Here is a 17,276-nt window from a genome sequence, read left to right as displayed (position 1 = left end):
TATTATGTTTAACCAAATAAACACATAAGGCACAATTCTTGAATTGTATTTAAATTATTGAGTTGATAATCACACTAAGCGTCTGAAACTTGACGCATGATTTAACCTTATTTCACACTACTGACTTAGGTTAAGCATAGACGATTATTTGCATTTACTTAAAGATAGATAACAAAATATATGCGCTATACCAAACTTTTTTTAATATTTTCATTCTTATTGCTCATTAAGCAAACAATTGCTGTTGCAACTGAGCTAGATGGTGCTTTTATTGAGCATTTTGCCAAAGCTTATTTAGCAGAGCGTTTTCCTTCAACTGAAGAAGAAAGGGTGCGTATTTCAGTTGCACACTTAGACCCTAGAATTGTTATTAAACCCTGTAAAATTCCTTTAACTGCAAATATACCTGAAAAAAATAGAGCGATAAACGTAAATATTAAGATTAGTTGTGATGAATCAATACCATGGAAAGTATATTTATCGGCAAAAGTTGAAATAACTAAAGCTGTTTTAATTGCTACAAGCACAATTAGTAAAGGAGACAAGCTTGACGAAAGTAATATTGAGTTAGCCTATATGCCTATTAATAGAATTAGGGGTGATAAGCTAACTGATATAAATATTGTTTTTGGCGCTAAAGCGAAAAAGCGAATTGCCAAAGGTAAAGCAATCAGTAAAAAAAGTTTCTGCTTAATATGCAAAGGTGATGTCGTGACGATCATTGCATCATCAGATAATTTTAGTATTAAAACCCGGGGAGTTGCTTTAAGTTCCGGTAATATCAACGAACAAATAAGAGTCAAAAACACTCGTTCAAAGAAAGTGATTACTCCTCGCGTCAAAACTATTAACCAAGTGGTAATTAATCTATAATATCTGTGTAATACCAAGTACATTAATTGCTATAAATAAACTACTGTTTACAAAACGTTACTTACAAAGTAATCACAGGCAAAGTTAGCCATAGTATTTTTTTTACTTTATTATCCTTTTTAGCTAAAGTTATCTCAGTAGTGGCCGATAACAAGTTACTAGAACTCTTTTTAAATATCATTTCATTGTTAAAGGATGAAATCATGGCTATAAATATCAACAACTTGAATTCAAGCAATCAAGTTCAACAAACACAGCAACAGCAAGTAAAGCAGCAAACAACTCAAACTGCCTCAACTAATGCGCAAGTGAAAAATACAGGGCAAGATTCTGTGTCGATTACCCCGCAAGCAAAGCAGCTTAACGAATTGCAAAAAAAAGCGGCTGATGCGCCAGTGATTAACCAACAGAAAGTTGATGAACTGAAAAAAGCTATCATATCTGGTGAGTATAAAGTTAATCCAGAAAAATTAGCTGCTAGCATTGCTAACTTTGAATTCAACCTTGATTAACGATAGACTGTAAAGCAAATCATTTATAGTTAAATCAAAGGTCAACCTTATGTTATCAAACTCAATGTCTCAGGGGTTAACACCCACCGAATTGGTAGCAAAACAACATCAGCAATTAACGTTGTTAGTGCAAATTATTGCTAATGAAAAGCAAATACTACAGCAGCATGATCCACAAGAGCTGCTTACTATTAGCCAAGAAAAGAACACCTTATTATTAGAAATCCAGCAGCTTGATCAAGAAATAGGTCAAAACCAAGCTTTTGCTCAAGACAAAGCAGCAGGAAAGTTAACTCAAGAACTTGCCGAGATAACCGAGTTATTGAACCATTGCCAACAACAAAATCGAGTAAATGGCCAAATTATCCAGCAGTCTCAACTTGCGGTAGAACGCATGAAAACGAGCCTATTAGAAAATCATAATAAGAACGCAATTACTTATGATAAGAAGGGTAAAAAAAGTGCAGGACTCTCTAGTTTAGGATTAAAAGCCTAACGTTACTAAAGTAACTTATTACAAAAAGGGCATTAATCTTTATGATTAACGCCCTTTTTAGTGTTAGTAATAGTAAATAGGTTAACAGCCCAAATAAAGCCTACTTGTCTCCAAGCTATCTAGAAGTGTGTTACTTCTTTGATTTCTTTTCTATTCTGGTTCGCTTGATATATATTATAAACATCTTCGAAGTTCAGCTGTAATTCCGTCGTATATACATCACCTATTGGGTAGCTTTTTATTACCTTGGCACCTCGAATAATCCCTTGAACTGAAGCCTTTAATTGCTGTTCTTCAATTAATAAATCCGCCATGGTTACCTTACCAGCAATTTGCTGACCATATACTTGTTCAGCAAGTTCCGCATAAGCGGCAATTTTAGACGCTTTAATTGCCATCAGCATCCGTTGGGTTTCATGGGTTGATTTTTGCATACTAATAGGAGCAAAACCTGTTGCATAAAGTACAGGATAAACCTCAGGTTTTACAGTTTGCCACTGTACGTGTTTATCGTAAACAAGAGAGCATGCACTGGTCAATAAAAGTGTACTCAAAATAAGGATTGAGCGAGTTAATGAGTTACTCATATGTATTCCTTTGATAGTAATGATTATGTAGTCAATTATCTGGCGTCCAGATAACTCCTACCTGACTCGAGTTAACCATAGTATTTAAATTAATGAAAAAATTAAATTTTAATTATTCTTTTTATCATGTTATTCCCTGTATAAAGTAGCCTTACATGTATAACTATAGCGATACTTTATTAAGTTCAATAGTCAGAATAATGCACATTCTAAGCCAAGAATTCTGACTAGGTAAATCAATTATAAGATGAAGGGCATGAAATATGCATAATCAGTGTTAGTTGATAAAAAGAGCGCTACTCCCGATATAAATCAAGTAAACGGGTTAACGCTAAATAGGAATATGAAAAACTATGCACACGTTCATAAAACACTTAATTATTCTCAGCTTATGCTGCAGTTTTTCTGCTAGTAGTCAATGGTACGAGACTCAGGGGCATGCTCGCACCAATGATATAAATATTGAGCTTGCCCGTACTAAAGCGGTTGAGAATGCCCTAAAAAAAGCCTTACTTGTATCAGGTGCTAGTGTTTCGAGTGTTCAACAAGTCGTTAATGGTTTATTGACGCAAGATCAAATCAATATCAGAGCAAGTGGCAGTGTCAACTCTATCGAACTAGTTGATGAGGTACACAGTGACAATCTTATCACAGTGACAATTCGCGCAGATATATTCCCACAAGATAAAAAATGTTTTGCGATAAACTTTAAAAAATCACTATTAATTACCCGCAGTAACTTGCTACAAAGAGAACAGGCTAGCATAGGTGAAATGTACTCAATTGATAAAGCGGTTATGGGTAAACTTGCTAAACAACTTAACCAGCAAAGTTCATTTACCAAAGCGAGTAGTATACTCAATAATAAAACTGAATTTTCTCGTCTTAATAATAGCTTAGCAAGTGATGAAATTGCTCAATTAACGCAATCCTTGAGTGAAACTACAGATAGCCAATATATAATGTTTAGTGAAATAACTAATCTTTCATTCGATCAACAAGCCACAAATGGTTGGATGTTTTGGCAACAAGGTGTTTACCCAAGAAATTTTTCCATGACTTTATATTTATATAACGGCTTAAATGGTGAACTAGTTTGGCATCAAGGTTATCAAGATACCGCTCCATGGACGTTTAACAAACGCATGAAAGTTGACGTAAATGGTAATGTTTTTTGGCAAAGTGAATATGGAATGATGATTGAAAATATTATCGATAACGTTATTAAAGATATCGATGAAAATATTATGTGTGAACCAAGCAGAGGTAAAATAATTCAAGTACAAGGCAACCAAATTACCATTAACTTAGGTAGAGATCATGGCTTGAAAATAGGTGATGAATTTAGCTTGTTACATTTAACGCATTTTACTAACAATTCAGGAAAGTCATACGCTGGTTTTAACGTAAGTCCTTATAAAGTGAGAGTAACTAAGCTAACGAGACAAACAGCAACAGCTATAACACCGGATGGTAGCTTATTCGGAAATATTCAGATAGATGATTTAGCGGTACGTTATGAAAACTAATTATCTATAAAAAATGTTAGAATAAAACAATAAAAAGGCCTACTAAGTATCACTTAGTAGGCCTTTTATAAGTCATACCAAACGGTATTAAATACGATTAAAGAAACATTATTGCAGCAGATATCGCAGTAACTTGTGCCTTGATACAGTTTTCATCATCGACTAACGGGCTGTCTGGGTAAACCTCTGTCGTAGTAACGTATGGCGCATCAGTTAACCCCATACATAAACCTAGTTCTCTTCCTGCGTAATTTATAACGCCAAGTTGCTCAATATCAACACCGATCAATTTATCATTACTATCAGCCGGCGCTATGTGAGTTACTTTTGCTACCGCTTGATTAATTGCAAATTGAAAGTCTGCTTCAGGCTTAGTTGAATCACCCACTAGATAAAAACCATCAGGGATATTCCAGCTTTTTTGTTCGATAGCATCACGGGCAGCAAGCGCAGGTCTAAATTCACTATTATCTGTATCAGTAGTTTCATGTAAATCAATATGCATAGCAATATCGACATCTAGTTCGGCAATGAAAGACATTAGTGCGGCAGATTCTTGTGCTGGACTATCAGGATAAAACGAACGATTTGGATCAACCGCATCGTTATTCCAACGATTAATTGTTTCATAACCCCAAGGGCTAACACATGGCACTACAATGATATTAAATTGTTCACAAAAGTCATTAGCACTCGTTTCTAAAAAACGAATTGCACCTTGAACGCCACTGGTTTCATAACCATGTACACCGCCAGTCACTAACACTGTTTTATTATTGGTTTGCCAATTTTTACTTTGCATGGCATACAAAGGATAACGGCTTTCATCAAGTGATAAACTTCCGTATTGAATCATATCAAATGAAGAGGTTAATAATTCAAGCTTTGCTAATACTTCGTCTTGATAAGAGCGCTTAATGTTTTGTTTCGCACACCATAACGTTTTCTCTGTATCTGCCCATGCTTGGCCTTTTTTGCCAATAGAATAAACTGAATCGCTCATGATTTAACCTCATTATTCAAATAGCTAATAACTCGCTATTAATTTGTATTTAAGTTCTTTAAAACGCTGATTTCGAGCATAAAAATACCCGAATAGTCGGGCATTTTATTGGTGCAGGTATAAGTAAAAATTTATTACTTAGAGTCAGCTCGACCCATAAACTTGCGTTCTTCTGTATTTACTTTAACTTTATCGCCCGTTGAAATATGCTCAGGTACTTGAATAGTTAATCCAGTAGAAAGCAATGCAGGTTTAGTACGAGCACTTGCTGAGGCACCTTTAATCGAAGGGTCTGTTTCTGTAATCAGTAATTCAACACTGGCAGGAAGGGCTATTCCTACAGGTGCATCGTCAACTATGATGACAGATATTCCTTGAGTCTCTTCATCGATAAAAAGAATTTCATCAGCAATAGCTTCTTTATCTAAGTTATACGGCGTGTAATCTTCATTATCCATAAAGACATATTGATCACCATCGATATAAGAAAACATTGATGGACGACGGCTTAAGTCGGCAAAATTCAACATATCTTCAGCTTTAAAAGTTTCATCCACTTTACCGCCAGTAACTACATCGTATAAACGCATTCTATATAAACTTCCGCCTGCACGACCTTGTGGTACTGAACGGGTAATATCTCTAACAATTAACACTTTACCGTTGTGCTCTATTGCAGCATTTTTCTTTATATCGCTTGCCTTTGGCATAAGATGACTTCCTCTGAATTTATTGTTAATAATAGTGTTTTAAACGCAATGCAGGGAAAATAGCATGAACCCAAAGATATGCAAATAATTTATCGAATGAAACGTGTTTTTTTCGTCAATATAACAGTCAAAGTAAAATAAAAATGATAACTTTCATAGCGGCGATCATTTAAAAGCAAAAAAGACAAATATATAAACTATATTTGTCTTTTCAATCTATTGAGCTTTTGTGCTGTTTACCCGCTAATTAATAACTAATATTGAAGTAATTAGTCAATAGGTAAACGCTAGAACAACTACTCGTAAGAACGCTCAAGCCAAGCGATTTGTAACTTTAAGTCTTCAATTTCATGGTTTGCATCGGCTAATTGTTCTAACGCTGACTTCTGATCATCATTACAGTTATCTACACTAGCATCAGTATGTTTTGACATATTACGTCTTTCCTCATGGGCCATGTTAGCCTCCAAAAAATTGTTACCGCACCTGTATTATTACACAATAACTTTCATATGTAAGCTTTTGCCATGAAATTCGCCTAAAAACTTATAACGAAACTGTAAAGAAAAATGAAATATTAAGCGCATAAACTCTATCGAAACTGTTCGTTCATGGGACTTAACCCTTAGGGTAAGCTACTTTAAAAGCATCAACACTTCGGCAAATATAATTAGCCAAACTATACTTTATACTCGCTCCACTTGAAGATGTAGGATTCAGCTGGAATTATAAACGCCTTTAGGCAAGGCGTTGATTGAAGGGAATGGTTGTTCCCTTGTCGAAATCAATAACGTAGCATAAAGCGTTTATAAACCAGCCATAGAGGGAAACCTGAGCAAATCATATTCGACGTTACATTTTTTTTAAGGCCATAACCATTAACAAAAAATGTGCCTTGATTATGAACAGCTCAGACTTCCTGGAACGAGCATATTCAAGTGGAACGGGTATATACAACGTGTAGGAGTTGATTATGTTAATAGCGTACTCTACAAAAAATGTATTCACTATTTTTGTCTCTTTTGTCCTCACATCTGCGATGTTGTCCGTACACGCAGGGCAATTAAATATCCAACTAGAAAATGACGGGATCTTTGCCAACGATGGAAACTATACCAATGGATTCTCATTAGCTTGGGAAAGTAAACCTCTGACTATTCATCAGCTTGAGCTATCCGTTAGTATGCCAACACTCTCTCAATGGCAACACCATCTTAAATTACCAATAACTAAAACGCATAGTGCTTGGGGCTTAAAGGTATCTCAACGCATGTGGACACCAAATGATATTGGAGTACTAGCGTCTCAAAGTGATGATAGGCCTTATGCTGGCCAACTCGAAATAGAAAGTCACACAGTAGATTACGGACCAGTGTTTTCACAGAAAACCTGGCTGACACTTGGTATCACAGGTCCTAAATCTCAGGCTGAATACATACAAAAAAAAATGCATGCTTTAATTGGCTCAACCTCACCTTTAGGCTGGCAATACCAAGTACAAGATCAAATTACTTTACAGCTTGCCTATGAGGTTGACGGGCTAATATTTCGTTCAAGTCAAACACGAAAAAAGCTATCCACTAGTAAACAGTGGGAAGTAAGTAGTTATAGCCATATAGCCTTAGGAAATTTTAATAGTGAAGCATCATTGGGATTATTATTCAGATGGGGAACACAGTTAAATAATACCTTTGGACGGTTAAGTAGTCACTTTGGCCATATTGGCAATACCATCCAAGTAACTAAAACCAGTAACTTTACTGTTTATTCAAGACTACAGTTAGGTTATCGATTTAACGACTTAACTATCGAAGGGAAACTTCCTTATGAATCTCACGTTACTATTCAACATAATCAAGCCAAAGCTGCTATAGGCATAAACTGGACTATTGATGATTACGCTATTATCTGGAGCTTAAATAGCTACAGCCGCGCATATAGCAGCGATAATAAATCCTGGCACAGTTATGGATCTTTAACATTAAGTTACGCTATCTAAACTTCCGCTCACAAATGCTTGAGCGTTTTACTATCTCAGTATCAAAGTTATTAATACAACCTTTAGTATCGCTATATTTGCAAAATAGTCTTCATAACAAAAGTAAAACTGCCGCTTTATAATAATTTTTACTGCTTTATTTTACAGGGTTGTTTAAGGTATCAAACTATAGGCTCCATAACCCCGCTTAGGATACATATGTACGATCCCCTCATTGATGATTCACTTGCTGGTAATTCGCCCTACCCTAATAGCTATTGGGCCGATGTAGCAGGTACTGCCCCTGAAGATGATGGTCAGTTAAATAAAGATATTACTGTTGATGTGGCTATTATAGGCGCTGGGTATACTGGCTTATCAACCGCGCTGCACTTAGCGCGTGAGCACGGTATCAAAGCGACGGTATTAGAAGCTAATCGTACCGCCTGGGGAGCAAGTGGTCGTAACGCTGGCTTTATTTTGAAGTCATCCGGACGAAAATCCTATGCCAGCATGCAATCTCAATGGGGTGAAGAAGTCATGCGCGGCATTTACAATGAAATGTGTGCCGGTGTAGAGACAGTTAAAGATTTTATTAGCGAGGGCATTAATTGCGATCCGCAAGACAATGGTTATATTCGCGTGGCGCACAAACCTGGCATGTTAAAAAGCTTACTTGCGACAGCTACGCTGCAAAAACAGATGTTTGGTTATGATGTTCAAGAATTAACGCGTGAGCAGTTACACCAAGATTATATGGCAGATCACAATGCTTATGGCGCCATCCGGTATCAAGATGGTTTTGGTATTAACCCATTAAAACTTGCTTGGGGTTATCAAAAGCTTGCTCGAGAAGCAGGTGTCACTATTCATTGTGATAGCCCAGTAGACAACTGGCATCAAGAGTCTTCGTCAAAACCTGGCCAACAAAGTAAAACCACACAAATATTGCATACACCAAATGGTATTGTAAAAGCTAAAAAGGTCGTGATTGCGACGAATGGTTACTCTGCCAAAAACTTTCATCCCTTAATCAAGAGCAAGAGCTTACCGGTATTATCACAAATTATTGTCACTCAGCCATTAACACAAGAGCAAATAGCCGCCTGTAATTTTTTAACCAGTAATGTCATCATGGATACTCGCGCGTTAAAATACTACTATCGAAAGTTACCTGACAATCGTATTTTATTTGGCGGTCGTGGGGCTATAACGGGAAAAAATGCAACGGATCCCTACTATGCCAACCGTTTACTCGCTGTGTTGAAAACAAACTTCCCTGCTCTAAGCTCGTTGCGTTACGATTATGCTTGGTCGGGGTGGTTATGTATGTCATTAGACGACATGCCTCATGTCTATCAAAATGAACAACAAAGTGTTTTTTATGCGATGGGTTATTGCGGTAGCGGCGTATCGTTTTCTGTGCAAGCAGGTAAACGCTTGGCAGAAAAGGTTGCCGGTGTCACTGTGCCCAACTTACCCATTTACCAAACCCCGTTAGTAACATTTCCCTTTGCTCCGTTAAGGCGTGTTGGTCAATGGGGCTACTTTCAGTATGGTAAAGTAAAAGACCGCTGGTTATAACATTTTATTAAAATTGAGCCCCTCTACTTTAATACTTTGTACTCCAATTTAGCTAAACCACCTGAAAATACAGCATCCATGGTTTTGCTATAACCAAGACGAATAAATGGGAGATATAAAGGCTTGTTTCATTAAATTAATTGTATACAATATACCTGTAATTATTTATTGAGCGTTATGCTGTATCAGCGGCGCTCAGTAACTACCTCACCATGTTAAGTGCTTTAAAGGAAAATTATATGACCATTGGTATTGGCGGCTCAACAGCCGAAATAGAATTAAACAAATTATCTGATATGACAACTGATGTTGCCCCTATTACATTAGCTGAATATCAACAGCGTATTGTTAAAGCACAGCAGTTAATGCGTGAGCAAAACATTAGCGCCTTATATCTTAATGCTGGCACTAACTTAACGTATTTTACCGGCACCGCTTGGTATTCATCTGAACGATTAGTCGGTGCTATTTTACCAGCAGAAGGTGAGTTAGTTTATGTCGCACCTTGGTTCGAAGTAAGTACGCTATCTGGCTTTATGCAAATAAAGTCTGAAGTGGCTAGTTGGCACGAACATGAATCTCCATACCAGCTTGTTATTGATGTACTTAAAAAAATTAATTGTGCACAAGGCACTATTGCCGTAGATGAATCTACCGCCTTTTTCGTCGTTGACGGTATGATTAATGCGGCAAAAGATCAAAATATCTCTTTAGCATTTACTAGTAGCAAAGGTATTACTGCTGGCTGTAGAATGATCAAAACAGCGAGCGAAATTGCTTTATTACAACGTGCTAAAGACATGACGATGGTAGTACATCGTGCTGTTGCCAAAATCCTAACGGTAGGTATCACAACGTCACAAGTCACTGACTTTATCAATAAAGCACATATGAAATTGGGTGCCCCTAAAGGTTCATCTTTTTGTATTGTTTTATTTGGCCAAGACACCGCCTATCCTCATGGTGTAAAAGAGCCTAAAACCCTCGAAGCTAACGACATGGTGTTAATCGATACTGGTTGTTTAGTTCAAGGTTATAACTCAGATATTACCCGCAGTTATGTCTTTGGTGAAGCAACTCAAAAACAACGTGATGTATGGTTACATGAAAGAACAGCGCAAATACATGGCTTCGAGGCTGCACAAGTATCTTCTCCATGTGAAGCGGTAGATGTTGCTGCGCGCAACTACCTTGAAACGCAAGGCTATGGTCCTGACTATCAAGTTCCTGGCCTTCCGCATCGTACTGGTCATGGTGTTGGTTTAGACATTCATGAATGGCCCTATTTAGTTAGAGGCGATAAAACACCATTAGCCGCTGGCATGTGTTTCTCAAATGAACCCATGTTATGTCTTTATGGTGAGTTTGGTGTGCGTTTAGAAGATCATTTTTACATTACGGCGTCAGGACCAAAATGGTTTAGTGAGCCAGCACATTCAATTGATGACCCTTTCGGTTATGAAGCGTAATTTGTTTTAAAGCAACTTACGGCGTGTCATAATAAGAATAAAAAGAAAGAGAACACGTTGAATAATACTAAAAAGCCATTAATTACAGTGCTAAGCTGTACTTTTGCTTTGGTTGCCTACCTCATTGCCGATTCAGTTATGGCAAGTGAGGCCCCAATGCTAAAAAAGTGTAAAGTAACTAGTGACGCACAACTCGTGAGTGAAGAAGAAGTACTTAAAAACGTTCCGCATTGTAACAAGTGAAAATAACGCCATAACACTTCTACTTTTAGTATAATGTAATCGCTAAGCTTGGAGCTTTATTCCCTGCTTAGCGACTACATAAAAAAGGAGAGCCCGATCCTCTTTTCAATCCCCATAGCGCCCAACGTAGCAGAACATTCAATCACCAATTAACGCCATAGCTCAGCTTGACTGACACTTTCAAAAATTGATATTTATTCATTGGTATGAAGTTTTGAGTGTTAGCCCCCTTCTAAAATAATTATTAGAAAAGAGCTTTTGCCCCATTAGAAATGACATTACCCCAGAAAAAACAAGTCTGTCATTTCAACCGGTATAGTGAGAAGCAATATTAGGTATGGCCATCATCGATGATGGCCAAAGCATTACGGCACACAGGTGTGCCTCATTTTTTATGATTTAATGATGCTGAGGATAAGCAAGAACCCAATCAGAGTACTCAACACCTTTTCTATCAAATTTATATTTAACAGAATGAAAACCGCAACCTTTTACCAGGCCATTAAAGTCAAATGGTTGTTTTACTCCTGCTGTAGATTCCATGAATGCAGCATCGCTTGGTATAATAACATTCGCATGTTCAGCAGAAATCACGAATGCAGCTTCAGCCAATATTAGATCATTATTATGAAGCTTGATAACCTCAGCATTGCCTAAACTGTTACCGTCCAAATCTCTAAACTCAAACTCTTCGGGATGATTAATCTCAATAACATCACCGCCATTAAGTTGATACTCAATTAACATGTTTACCATTTCACGTTTCCTTGTTTTATTTATTTTTCGGTGTCTTAGAAGGCTGTGCTTACTCATAAATGAGTAAGCACCTTTATTAGATACTACGTTAAAAATAACAAACTATTATTGATATGAACACAGCTAAAGACAAAAATTTGGAAGAAAAAAAGGCGCTACCTCTAATTAAGGTAACGCCTTTTTCATCTAAATATTTTATCAACACACGAAAGTAATTATCGCGTTTAAAAATAACGTAAACGCAAATATGTTATAGCGACTCAGCTAACTTTTCTACCACACAGTGTGCTGCCACTAAATCACTTATCGCTGTGCCTACCGACTTAAATAGTGTTATTTCTTCTGCTGATTGACGAAGCAATGAAGGCGTTTTACACATATCAGCCAACTCACCAACAATATCGTCTTTATTAAAGGCACCTTCAGCAATAGGAATTAGTAATTCACCCGCTTCATTTAAGGTATTTGTTAAACTGTCAACAAATACTCTCGCACGTGTTACCGTTGTTGTATCGCACTCACGTGCATCTTTCATGTGATTACCTAAGCAATCAATATGAGTACCGACGTTAACAAGATTACCATCAAATAACGGCGTTTTAGCACCCGTTGCACAGCAAATAATATCTGCATTCGCTATTTCAGTATCAACATCAATACTGGCTATAAATGTTACTGTTGGATATAAAGCAGTATAAGACGCAATCAATTCAGCTACTTTGGCGGCATTACGTCCCCAAAGAGTCACCTTTTTGATATTTCGCACAGTTAAATGCGCTTTCACTAAGTAATTAGCTAAGTTGCCGGTACCAAATAACATTAAGTGCTGGCTGTCTTCTCTAGAAAGTAATTCACTCGCTAGTGCTGAAATTGCCGCTGTTCGCCAATAAGTAACGCTTGTACCGTCAACTAAAGCTAGCGGCTCACCTGTCTTACGGGTGAACAACATTATTTTAGAAAATAAACCGGGTAAATCGTGTTTAGCCGCATTGTCAGGAAAGTAAGTAAATGCTTTATTACCAATCACTTCTTCATTCCATGAGGGTAATAATGCAAATGCATCATGATTACCATTTTGTTCAGGCGCAAGAGAGTGAACCTGACGTTGTGGCATACTAAAAGGACGACTAAAGCTATGCTTTAATAATGGAATTAACTCTTCAAAATTAAGATTCTGGTGAACTTGTTCGGCACTAATAATTTTCATGATAATCTCATTTTCTGTTGATACAGTTTATTAAATAAAGAGTTAGGGTAGTTATTAACTACCCTACAAGTTGAATCGGCTTTAGATAGAACCCTAAAGCTCAATCAAACCTTTAGGCGATTTAGTGATAATTTTTAAACCATCATCAGTTAACACCACATCATCTTCAATTCGCACACCACCCCAGCCAGGAATATAAATCCCCGGTTCGATGGTAAACACACAACCTTTCTCAATCGCAGTATGACAGTCAGGTCCAATAAAAGGTTGTTCATGTAAAACTAACCCGACACCATGCCCTAAACCTTCACCGGCATATTGTTTATATTCACTGTTTAGCAATATATTGGCTGATTGCTGATACAAATGACTGCCAAGTACGCCTTCAGACACTTCATCAATGGCTGCTTGTTGTGCTGATTGCACCAACTTATAAACATGTTTTTGCTCTGCACTTGCCTGACCAAAAACAAAGGTACGTGTCATATCAGAGCGATAACCATTAACCACAGCACCAAAATCAATTAAGATAATATCACCAAGTTTTAACTGCTTATCTGACGGGATACCATGAGGTAAAGCACTGCGTTCACCAAATAATAAAATGGTAGCAAAAGAGACTTCTTCTGAGCCAAGCTTTGCCATTTGGTGATCAAGTTCAATCGCCAATTCACGCTCGGTAACACCCGCTTTAACTGAGTTAAGCATTATCGCTAATGCAGCATCGGCTATTTGGGCTGCTTGCTCCATTGACGAAATTTCACTTGCCGACTTAATAAAACGTAGTGCTTCTACAGCGCCACTTAGCGGCTCTATTTGACTAAGCTTAGTTAATTGGCTGATCTGCTGATGAACCTGTTGCCATTGCATCACACTAATATGTTCGCTCTCAAAGCCAAGGCTTTGACAGTCATCTTGAAATAACAGGTCTTCTATTAACGAAGCTAAACTTTGGTTAGCTCTATCGCGGCAGATAACCTTAAAATGACTCGCTTGTGATTTAGCTTGTTCAAAATAACGGTAATCGGTAAGTAGATAATTACCTTTGCTGGTCAATAAAATTGTCGCCGCATGACCCGTAAATGTGGAAAGGTAGCTGATATTTATATCACTGAAAATCAGCATAGCACTGTGTGGTTTGTTTAGTACTTTATCTCGTAATGTAGCTAAGTTCATAATAATCCTTGGAAATTCTATCTAACTTTGAATCTAATAATAAATTTAATCGCTTGTTAACTTAATTTATTTTAAGTTATCTTAATAAAAAACCATCTTTCAATGGGTCATCGCTATTAATAAGCCACTGAGCTTTGCCACAAACAAAAGCATCACCCGTCACTTCTGGAATAACGGCATCAAATCCGGAAAAACTGAGCGTTTCAAGTGCACGAACACTGAATGGACTCGCTAAAATACTTTCTATGATAATCGCTTCATTAAGGGCTACTTGTTGGTTAGCATGATGCAAGGCAATGCGGCCACTAACACCGCTGCCAGTTGGGCTTCGATCCAACTCACCGTCAGCAAAAATGCAGACATTACGTGAATGAACATCTTGATTTGGCGAATCATCAATAAAAATAACGCCATATAAAAAACTTAAACCTGGGGTCGTAGGATGGATAATAGTCAATGCTGGTACTGAGGAATTCATGATGGCTTGTTTAATTTTACGGCCATAATCAATCAATTTTTCTTGTTGCGCTGCCACTAATGACAAACCAAGTGATGATGCTTGTACATAAGCATAAAAAGCCCCGCCGTAAGCAATATCAAATTGAACGGTGCCGATGCCATCCACCTGAATTTGTTGTTCTTTAGCATAAACAAATGAAGGTACGCATTGAAAACTCACTTTATTTACCACATCGTTATCACTGTAGGCCAATGCACGAATTTGACCACAAGGTACATCGATAACAACCTGAGTAACATCACCTGTTCTAGCAACTACGCCTGACTCTACCGCCGTTTTTGTTAGGGCTATTACCGCGTGTCCACACATAGTGCTATAGCCTTCGTTATGGATAAAAACAGCACCAAAGTGGCTATCTTCTCGCTCAGCATCGGTAATAATAGCGCCATACATGTCAGCATGACCGCGTGGTTCAAACATTAGTGCTCGGCGCAGATCATCGTGATTTTCATGGCAATAGTCTGCTTTAGCTAAAATAGTATTACCTTCAAGGACAGGAAATCCGCTGGTAATAATACGTAATGGCTCGCCACCGGTATGGCACTCAAGTGAGTTAATCGTTATAAAACTTTCTTGCTCAGTTTTGGGTTGCCATTGTTCAAATTTTTCTGCTGCTTTTTCAATATTGATTGTCATAATTTTTACTCTTTCATTTACAGTTTATTCGTCCTACTTTTACTCGAGGCAGTTATCCTTACGAGAACAACAGCCCCTTCAGCGCTATTCCCTAAGCTACCGATATTGACTCATTAGCTGATTTCTCAGTTAATTCATTGACTAATTGTTCTGTTGACGGTTCTTTTTGCGCTAACTGCTGTTTTTGTATGTCACCGACAAAATGCTTATTAAACAAATAAAAGGCGATACAGGTAACAAAGCCTAAGCAGGCGATAATGGCCCACATCAATTCAGGACGTGATAATTCGGTTGCAAAGTAGCCGTATAACCAACCAGAAAGTAAGCCGGCAAATAAGTTACCTAATGCCATAGAAACAAAGTAGTAACCCATAAACATGGCCGCTTTATCTTTAGGCGCAAAGCTGGCAACGTACTCTTGACTTTTCGGCGCTGAAACCATCTCACCCACAGCAAAAACAATTACTGCGCAACTGACGAATAAGCCACCAAAAATAATGCCGTGGGCAAAACCTTGCACTAACATAGAAACAGATAAAATAGCGGTACCGACGATCAACGCAGGTAAGGCTTTAAACTTGTCGACAAAATGGCTGATACTTATTTGAAAGATAATTATCATTAAAAAATCAATGCTTAAAATAGTCGCTGGATTCATTTGACGATACTGTGAGGCCCACTGTTGTGCCCATTGCTGAGCAACATCAGGGGAGAGTGCTTGTACCATAGCTGCTGATTGGCCTACTTGATTTAGTTGGCTTAACTGGCCAAAACTGCTAATAATTTCTTGCTGAGGTAGACGTATATCTAAAGCTGATAGCGTTCGGGTGATCTCTTCAATGGCAATTTGGCTTTGAGCAATATCCACTTGTCTATAATTGGCTGCCAAGCGTGTTATTTCACTCGTTAGTGTATCGATATTGACCGACGTTAAGACATCATGTAACCAAGGGCTTAACGTATGTAGCATGCTCACTAGGTCTGAACTATCAACAAAATCTCGAATATAAACAGGTAAGGTAACGAAAATTTGCATATAGACAGTCCAAAAGCCTGTCAAAATAAGTAAATAAACCATAAAAGGTTTATTGCCAATGCGCATTTTTTGTAAATACCATGGCAAGCTTTCTACCGCTGGTCGCTCTTTATTAGCTGAATTGTTGATGTTGTACTTAGCAACAATTAAATCCCAAAAAATAGCACCTATTACCAATACAACAACACTTAAAAGCGTAACCTGTTCATTAATAAAACCGGCATAAAAGCCAACTAATAACACCAATAATGGCGCAACTAATAAGGCTAAACGGAAGTTACCAAGCACTTGCTGCATTTCATGGAAAACTTGAGTCAGTGTTTTGTTTTTAGCATGACGCTCAGGCTCTTTATATAAAAATAACGCTGGAATAAAGTTTACCGAAATCCAAATACACGCGAAGATAAATACCCATTCCCAGCCATAATGCTTTTGGATAATAGGCGCTAATAGTGGTCCTAAAAAGCCACCAATATTAACCATCATATAAAAAATACCAAAGCCTAAACCTCGGTTAGTATCATCAGTTGTACGGCTAATGGTTGCTGTGACCACAGGTTTGAAAATTCCGGCTCCGAGAGCGATCAGCATGAAGATACTCATGAAGCTGCCTAAATCTTTGGCATAACCCAAGAAATAATAACTAGGCGCCATCAAGGTGAATGACAGCAAGAACATTTTTCGATAACCAAACCGATCGGCAAGCGCACCAGAAACCACAGGAAAAAGATAAAGGAAGAAAGGTACCACGCCCATAATCAAGCCACGCTCGGTATTACCTAAACCCAAGCCCCCTTGACTACTCGGTGTCATAATATAACTCGCAAGTAACGTGTACATGCCATACCAGGCAAGTCGTTCGAAAATCTCCATGGTATTGGCTACATAAAAGGCTTGCTGAAAAGGACTTCGTTTGGTTAGGCTCACTATCTTATCCACCGATGTTGTTTTTATTATTGGT

Annotated in this window: 17 protein-coding genes; 8 read left to right on the top strand and 9 right to left on the bottom strand. The window is 37.8% G+C overall.

Going from position 1 to position 17,276, the window contains the following annotated elements; translation table 11 throughout:
- Window positions 1-180 precede the first annotated feature (180 nt).
- The 3 genes from flgA to flgN all read left to right on the top strand — a co-directional run bounded on the left by flgA (window position 181) and on the right by flgN (window position 1,881).
- Window positions 181-873 (top strand): flagellar basal body P-ring formation chaperone FlgA, encoded by a 693-nt coding sequence (flgA, locus tag CXF85_RS20315; protein WP_101230469.1) that lies wholly within the window; start codon window positions 181-183, stop codon window positions 871-873.
- Window positions 874-1,076: 203 nt separating this feature from the next.
- A complete protein-coding gene (gene flgM, locus CXF85_RS20310) occupies window positions 1,077-1,385 on the top strand; it encodes a flagellar biosynthesis anti-sigma factor FlgM (RefSeq protein WP_101230468.1) in 309 nt (102 codons plus the stop codon).
- A 49-nt stretch (window positions 1,386-1,434) separates the two neighbouring features.
- Window positions 1,435-1,881: a flagellar export chaperone FlgN gene (gene flgN / locus CXF85_RS20305; RefSeq protein WP_101230467.1), complete on the top strand. Its 447-nt coding sequence runs from the start codon at window positions 1,435-1,437 to the stop codon at window positions 1,879-1,881.
- Window positions 1,882-2,000: 119 nt separating this feature from the next.
- On the opposite strand, the gene CXF85_RS20300 is transcribed toward flgN, so the two are convergent.
- Complete coding sequence (locus CXF85_RS20300) at window positions 2,001-2,468, bottom strand: LPP20 family lipoprotein (protein ID WP_101230466.1); 468 nt, start codon at window positions 2,466-2,468, stop codon at window positions 2,001-2,003.
- A gap of 353 nt (window positions 2,469-2,821) precedes the next feature.
- Between CXF85_RS20300 and CXF85_RS20295 the strand changes: the two genes are divergently transcribed.
- Complete coding sequence (locus CXF85_RS20295; protein WP_101230465.1) at window positions 2,822-3,997, top strand: flagella assembly protein FlgT; 1,176 nt, start codon at window positions 2,822-2,824, stop codon at window positions 3,995-3,997.
- Window positions 3,998-4,094: 97 nt separating this feature from the next.
- Here CXF85_RS20295 and CXF85_RS20290 read toward each other — a convergent pair whose 3' ends face one another.
- The 3 genes from CXF85_RS20290 to CXF85_RS23000 form a co-directional block, all read right to left on the bottom strand.
- Window positions 4,095-5,000: a M14 family metallopeptidase gene (locus CXF85_RS20290; protein WP_101230464.1), complete on the bottom strand. Its 906-nt coding sequence runs from the start codon at window positions 4,998-5,000 to the stop codon at window positions 4,095-4,097.
- Between the two features lie 134 nt (window positions 5,001-5,134).
- Window positions 5,135-5,710, bottom strand: coding sequence for an elongation factor P-like protein EfpL (efpL, locus tag CXF85_RS20285; protein ID WP_101230463.1), 576 nt, complete (start codon window positions 5,708-5,710; stop codon window positions 5,135-5,137).
- A 296-nt stretch (window positions 5,711-6,006) separates the two neighbouring features.
- Complete coding sequence (locus tag CXF85_RS23000; protein ID WP_198555724.1) at window positions 6,007-6,144, bottom strand: hypothetical protein; 138 nt, start codon at window positions 6,142-6,144, stop codon at window positions 6,007-6,009.
- Window positions 6,145-6,683: 539 nt separating this feature from the next.
- On the opposite strand from CXF85_RS23000, the gene CXF85_RS20280 reads away from it, so the two are divergent.
- The 4 genes from CXF85_RS20280 to CXF85_RS20265 all read left to right on the top strand — a co-directional run bounded on the left by CXF85_RS20280 (window position 6,684) and on the right by CXF85_RS20265 (window position 10,984).
- Window positions 6,684-7,709 carry a lipid A deacylase LpxR family protein gene (locus CXF85_RS20280; protein WP_101230462.1) on the top strand — a complete coding sequence of 342 codons (1,026 nt, stop codon included), beginning with the start codon at window positions 6,684-6,686 and terminating at the stop codon, window positions 7,707-7,709.
- Between the two features lie 198 nt (window positions 7,710-7,907).
- Window positions 7,908-9,272, top strand: a complete 1,365-nt coding sequence (locus tag CXF85_RS20275; protein ID WP_101230461.1) for an NAD(P)/FAD-dependent oxidoreductase — start codon at window positions 7,908-7,910, stop codon at window positions 9,270-9,272.
- A 239-nt stretch (window positions 9,273-9,511) separates the two neighbouring features.
- Window positions 9,512-10,741, top strand: a complete 1,230-nt coding sequence (locus CXF85_RS20270) for a M24 family metallopeptidase (protein ID WP_101230460.1) — start codon at window positions 9,512-9,514, stop codon at window positions 10,739-10,741.
- Between the two features lie 57 nt (window positions 10,742-10,798).
- Window positions 10,799-10,984 (top strand): hypothetical protein, encoded by a 186-nt coding sequence (locus CXF85_RS20265; protein ID WP_101230459.1) that lies wholly within the window; start codon window positions 10,799-10,801, stop codon window positions 10,982-10,984.
- A gap of 399 nt (window positions 10,985-11,383) precedes the next feature.
- Here CXF85_RS20265 and CXF85_RS20260 read toward each other — a convergent pair whose 3' ends face one another.
- From CXF85_RS20260 to CXF85_RS20240, 5 genes are all read right to left on the bottom strand, one after another.
- Window positions 11,384-11,740, bottom strand: coding sequence for a hypothetical protein (locus CXF85_RS20260; RefSeq protein ID WP_198555720.1), 357 nt, complete (start codon window positions 11,738-11,740; stop codon window positions 11,384-11,386).
- 250 nt (window positions 11,741-11,990) lie between these two features.
- The gene (locus CXF85_RS20255; RefSeq protein WP_101230458.1) at window positions 11,991-12,947 is read right to left on the bottom strand and encodes an ornithine cyclodeaminase family protein; all 957 of its coding nucleotides are present in this window, start codon (window positions 12,945-12,947) and stop codon (window positions 11,991-11,993) included.
- Window positions 12,948-13,040: 93 nt separating this feature from the next.
- Window positions 13,041-14,123 carry a M24 family metallopeptidase gene (locus CXF85_RS20250; protein ID WP_101230457.1) on the bottom strand — a complete coding sequence of 361 codons (1,083 nt, stop codon included), beginning with the start codon at window positions 14,121-14,123 and terminating at the stop codon, window positions 13,041-13,043.
- Between the two features lie 76 nt (window positions 14,124-14,199).
- Window positions 14,200-15,279, bottom strand: a complete 1,080-nt coding sequence (locus CXF85_RS20245) for a proline racemase family protein (RefSeq protein WP_101230456.1) — start codon at window positions 15,277-15,279, stop codon at window positions 14,200-14,202.
- Between the two features lie 91 nt (window positions 15,280-15,370).
- On the bottom strand, window positions 15,371-17,242 hold the full coding sequence (locus CXF85_RS20240; RefSeq protein ID WP_101230455.1) for an MFS transporter: 1,872 nt from the start codon (window positions 17,240-17,242) through the stop codon (window positions 15,371-15,373).
- Between the last annotated feature and the right edge of the window lie 34 nt (window positions 17,243-17,276).

The organism is Colwellia sp. 75C3, from assembly GCF_002836255.1.
Classification (GTDB): domain Bacteria; phylum Pseudomonadota; class Gammaproteobacteria; order Enterobacterales; family Alteromonadaceae; genus Colwellia.
The sequence above is the reverse complement of the archived record's forward strand: the minus strand, read 5'-3'. Positions and strand labels throughout refer to the sequence as shown.

Coding starts and splice junctions, on each gene's coding strand:
- flgA (WP_101230469.1), top strand. CDS start 181: ATGCGCTATACCAAACTTTTTTTAATATTTTCATTCTTATTGCTCATT.
- flgM (WP_101230468.1), top strand. CDS start 1,077: ATGGCTATAAATATCAACAACTTGAATTCAAGCAATCAAGTTCAACAA.
- flgN (WP_101230467.1), top strand. CDS start 1,435: ATGTTATCAAACTCAATGTCTCAGGGGTTAACACCCACCGAATTGGTA.
- CXF85_RS20300 (WP_101230466.1), bottom strand. CDS start 2,468: ATGAGTAACTCATTAACTCGCTCAATCCTTATTTTGAGTACACTTTTA.
- CXF85_RS20295 (WP_101230465.1), top strand. CDS start 2,822: ATGCACACGTTCATAAAACACTTAATTATTCTCAGCTTATGCTGCAGT.
- CXF85_RS20290 (WP_101230464.1), bottom strand. CDS start 5,000: ATGAGCGATTCAGTTTATTCTATTGGCAAAAAAGGCCAAGCATGGGCA.
- efpL (WP_101230463.1), bottom strand. CDS start 5,710: ATGCCAAAGGCAAGCGATATAAAGAAAAATGCTGCAATAGAGCACAAC.
- CXF85_RS23000 (WP_198555724.1), bottom strand. CDS start 6,144: ATGTCAAAACATACTGATGCTAGTGTAGATAACTGTAATGATGATCAG.
- CXF85_RS20280 (WP_101230462.1), top strand. CDS start 6,684: ATGTTAATAGCGTACTCTACAAAAAATGTATTCACTATTTTTGTCTCT.
- CXF85_RS20275 (WP_101230461.1), top strand. CDS start 7,908: ATGTACGATCCCCTCATTGATGATTCACTTGCTGGTAATTCGCCCTAC.
- CXF85_RS20270 (WP_101230460.1), top strand. CDS start 9,512: ATGACCATTGGTATTGGCGGCTCAACAGCCGAAATAGAATTAAACAAA.
- CXF85_RS20260 (WP_198555720.1), bottom strand. CDS start 11,740: ATGGTAAACATGTTAATTGAGTATCAACTTAATGGCGGTGATGTTATT.
- CXF85_RS20255 (WP_101230458.1), bottom strand. CDS start 12,947: ATGAAAATTATTAGTGCCGAACAAGTTCACCAGAATCTTAATTTTGAA.
- CXF85_RS20250 (WP_101230457.1), bottom strand. CDS start 14,123: ATGAACTTAGCTACATTACGAGATAAAGTACTAAACAAACCACACAGT.
- CXF85_RS20245 (WP_101230456.1), bottom strand. CDS start 15,279: ATGACAATCAATATTGAAAAAGCAGCAGAAAAATTTGAACAATGGCAA.